Here is a 3,947-nt window from a genome sequence, read left to right on the forward strand (position 1 = left end):
GTCCACGCTGAAAGCCCACGGCTTTAGCCGTGGGTTAGCTTACACAGAGTATGCTCCCATCTTAATTACTCTTTTCTAGGAGAGATCCTTGGTACAACATATCAATGAAGCACGGCACACGAGCCGACAGACGCTCAATGGTTGGCATAAATCGATGGGGCGGTGCTCGGTCGAGCGAGGAACAATGACGACGGCCGTCGGCGTTGATGTCGGCGGTACGTTTACCGACGTGGTACTCATCGCAGAGGGCACGCTCACAACGACAAAGGTTCCCTCGACGACAGACCAGAGCGAGGGTGTCATCCGTGGGATCCAGCAGGCCTGTAAGGACGCAGGAATTGACCCGTCCGAGATCACCGAGTTCTCACATGCGATGACGGTATCGACCAATGCCCTGCTCGAAGCTGACGGCGCCGAAACGGCACTCGTGACCACGGACGGTTTCCGTGACGTACTGGAAGTGGGTCGGCAGACGCGTCCAGATCTCTACGATCTTGACGCTGAGAAGCCGACACCACTGATACAGCGTCGGAACCGGTTCGAGCTTCCAGAGCGGACAACGATAGAGGGCGATCGAACGGTTCCCGACGCGGACGTGATCGATGATCTTATAGAGCAAATACGCGAGCGGAATGTCGAGAGCATCGTTGTCTCTTTCCTTCACGCATACGTTGATCCGAGCAACGAACAGCTCGTAGCCAAGCGGCTTCGGGAGGCACTCGATGTCTCGGTGTCGGCCTCTCATGAGGTTCTCAACGAGTTCCGCGAGTACGAGCGGACATCAACAGCAGCCGTTGACGCGTACGTTACGCCGGTGATCGACTCCTACATCGGACAGTTAGCGGAGCGTGCTAGCGATCTGGGGCTGCCTCAGCCCCGAATCATGCAGTCCAACGGTGGAATCGCCGAGGCAAGTGAGATTCGTACCCACGCCGTTCAAACTGTACTATCTGGTCCCGCGGCGGGCGTCGTTGGAGCAAATGGGACAACGGTAGGAGAAAACGAATTTGAGGGATTCGTTACATTCGATATGGGCGGTACGTCGAGCGACGTGAGCCTCATTCGAGATGGCAGCGTGGAGCGGACCACAGAAAGTGAGATCGATGGCCACCCAATCCGCGTTCCGATGGTTGATGTGACGACTGTTGGAGCTGGCGGTGGGAGCATCGCGTGGGTCGACGCTGGTGGCGCACTCCGCGTAGGACCTCGGTCAGCAGGCTCGAAGCCAGGGCCTGCCTGCTACGGTCATGGGGGCAAAGAGCCAACGGTGACGGACGCAAACCTCGTGCTGGGCTATCTCAGCGAGGAGACGCAACTAGGCGGGGAACTCAAGCTCGACGTGGATGCCGCTATTGATTCGCTTGAACGACTGGCGGACGAAGCTGATCTCGACTCCGCACGAGAGGCCGCAGAAGGCGTGTTCCGCGTTGCGAACACCAATATGACTCGAGCGATCCGCTCAGTCACTGTAGAACGAGGACACGATCCCCGCGAGTTCGGTCTCGCCGCATTCGGCGGTGCAGGTCCTGTACACGCCGCGGCGCTCGCGAATGATCTTGACATCGGAACCGTCGTTGTTCCTCACGTTTGCGGCGTGCTATCGGCGTACGGTCTGCTCGACGCCGACGAGACGTACGACGCTGTCCGAACGTATCAAACGCCTCTGTCGGAAACAACGGGAACAGAACTTAAGACGGTGTACGAGCAACTTACGGCCGAACTACCGTCCGACCGCAGCGCAGGTGACATATCGCTTCAGTGTTCAGCTGACCTCCGCTACCGGGGGCAAAGCTTCGAACTTGAGGTCGACGTGGAGCAGCCTATCGAGACTGACGTACTTCGGACCGCATTTGAGACGGCCCACAAGAGAGTGTACGGCTATACGGCCGAGGAACCAGTTGAAGTGGTAAATCTCCGAGTCACCGCGACGATCCCACGGAGCGCTTCTGCGACTGAGCTCACAGAAGAAACCTTCGAGAAAGTGGCAGAGCATACTGCCGTGTTCAACGGTACGGAGTACACAACTCCTGTCTACCGTCGACCAACGACGAGCGGGACCACAATCGACGGCCCAGCCGTGCTCGAACAAGACGAAAGCACGACTGTTGTTCCTCCCGAGTGGGAGGCAACTGTACAAAAGAACGGCTCGCTCGCACTCACGGAGGTACAACGATGACGGTTGACGACTCGACAGCCGAAAGTATCGACTCAGTGACTCTTGAGGTGTTTCGAAATAAACTTGAGAGCATTGCTGAGGAGATGGGAAAGGTACTTATACGAAGTGCCTACTCGCCGAACATCAAGGAACGGCAAGATTGCTCTACTGCGCTGTTCGATGCTGACGGCCGGATGGTCGCACAAGCAGAGCACATTCCGGTTCATCTCGGCGCGATGCCGGACGCCGTTGCCGCCGTGACCGCAAAGGATCCCGAGCCGGGTGATGCGTACATCCTGAACGACCCGTTCGAGGGAGGGACCCATCTCCCGGACGTGACGATTGTCTCACCAATCGCAACAGAATCAGATGTCATCGGCTACGCCGTAACACGGGCGCATCACGCGGACATGGGTGGGATGACTCCCGGGAGCATGCCCGCCGGCGCTACTGATATTTACCAAGAGGGGTTACGCCTCCCCGCGGTCAAGCTCCGCTCCGGAGGCGAGCTGAACGAGGATCTGCTGGCGATGATTTTAGCGAACGTACGTAACAGGACCGAACGGCGAGCAGACCTTCGCGCACAGCTTGCGGCCCACGATCGTGCTGAAGACCGATTGCGCTCGCTTATCGACGAGCACGGACGCGACCAAGTCAACCAGGCATTCGGCGCGGTTATCAACTACTCTCAGGCCCGGATGACAGATGAGTTAACTGCTTTTCCCGATGGAACTTACGAGGCCCATGATGTGCTTGAGGGCGACGGCGTGAGCGACGCAGAGATACCGATTAGGGTGTCCATCACCGTCGATGGGGCCACAGTCGAAGTTGACTTCACAGGGACCGCCGACCAGTGTGCCGGCAACATGAACGCACCGCTGTCGGTGGCGAAGAGCGCGGTGTACTTTGTAGTTCGGTGTATCACTGACCCCGAGATTCCCCCGAATTATGGGAGTTACGCCGACATCACTGTTACCGCTCCACAGGGAACGGTCGTGAATCCGACACCACCGGCGTCGGTCGTTGGGGGCAATGTTGAAACCAGCCAACGACTCACCGACGTGGTGTTCGCGGCGTTCGCCGAGGCTGCCCCTGAACGTGTGCCAGCAGCATCACAGGGGACCATGAACAACGTTATTATTGGGAACCGCGATCGTGGAGGGTTCACATACTACGAGACTATCGGCGGTGGATTCGGCGCACGACCCAACAAAGACGGGATGGACGGCGTCCAAGTTGGGATGACTAACACGCTAAACACACCAATTGAGGTACTAGAAGCTGAGTATCCCTTCACAGTCGAACAATACGGGTTCCGTGAGAGTAGTGGCGGTGACGGGCAGTACCGCGGCGGCTTGGGACTGGTTCGGTCAGTAACCATCGAGACCGAGGCAGTAGTCTCATTGCTGACTGAGCGCCGTCGTCGTCGTCCACAGGGCGCTGCGGGCGGCGAGCCCGGGGCAGCGGGTGAGAACCTCGCTAATGGTGAGCCGTTACCCGCCAAAACTACTCGAGAGGTAGAGGCAGGTACAACCATCACAGTCCGGACTCCTGGCGGCGGCGGATACGGTAATCCTGGCAAACGGACAGCCGACGACCGCAAAGCGGACCGCCTCGACGAGAAAGTGAGCGACGACCACAAGGATCAATGACTGACACACACAAACTCGAGGAACTGTCCTGGCCCGCGGTCGAGCAATACATCACCGGCCGCAGCGGCTTCATGAAATTACAACACCAGATGTGAGTGTAGCAGCTAGCACGTTGCGGACTACACACCCCTCTATCGATG

Annotated in this window: 2 protein-coding genes; both read left to right on the top strand. The window is 58.2% G+C overall.

Annotation, left to right across the window (positions count from 1 at the left end; genetic code table 11):
- Positions 1–184: 184 nt before the first annotated feature.
- A complete protein-coding gene (locus tag Z052_RS01155) occupies positions 185–2,176 on the top strand; it encodes a hydantoinase/oxoprolinase family protein (protein WP_099288579.1) in 1,992 nt (663 codons plus the stop codon).
- Positions 2,173–3,807, top strand: a complete 1,635-nt coding sequence (locus Z052_RS01160; protein WP_094519252.1) for a hydantoinase B/oxoprolinase family protein — start codon at positions 2,173–2,175, stop codon at positions 3,805–3,807. Before Z052_RS01155 ends, Z052_RS01160 begins: the two co-directional genes overlap by 4 nt.
- The last annotated feature ends 140 nt before the right edge of the window (positions 3,808–3,947 follow it).

It is taken from the genome of Halorubrum sp. C191 (assembly GCF_002727095.1).
In the GTDB taxonomy this organism is placed as follows: domain Archaea; phylum Halobacteriota; class Halobacteria; order Halobacteriales; family Haloferacaceae; genus Halorubrum; species Halorubrum ezzemoulense.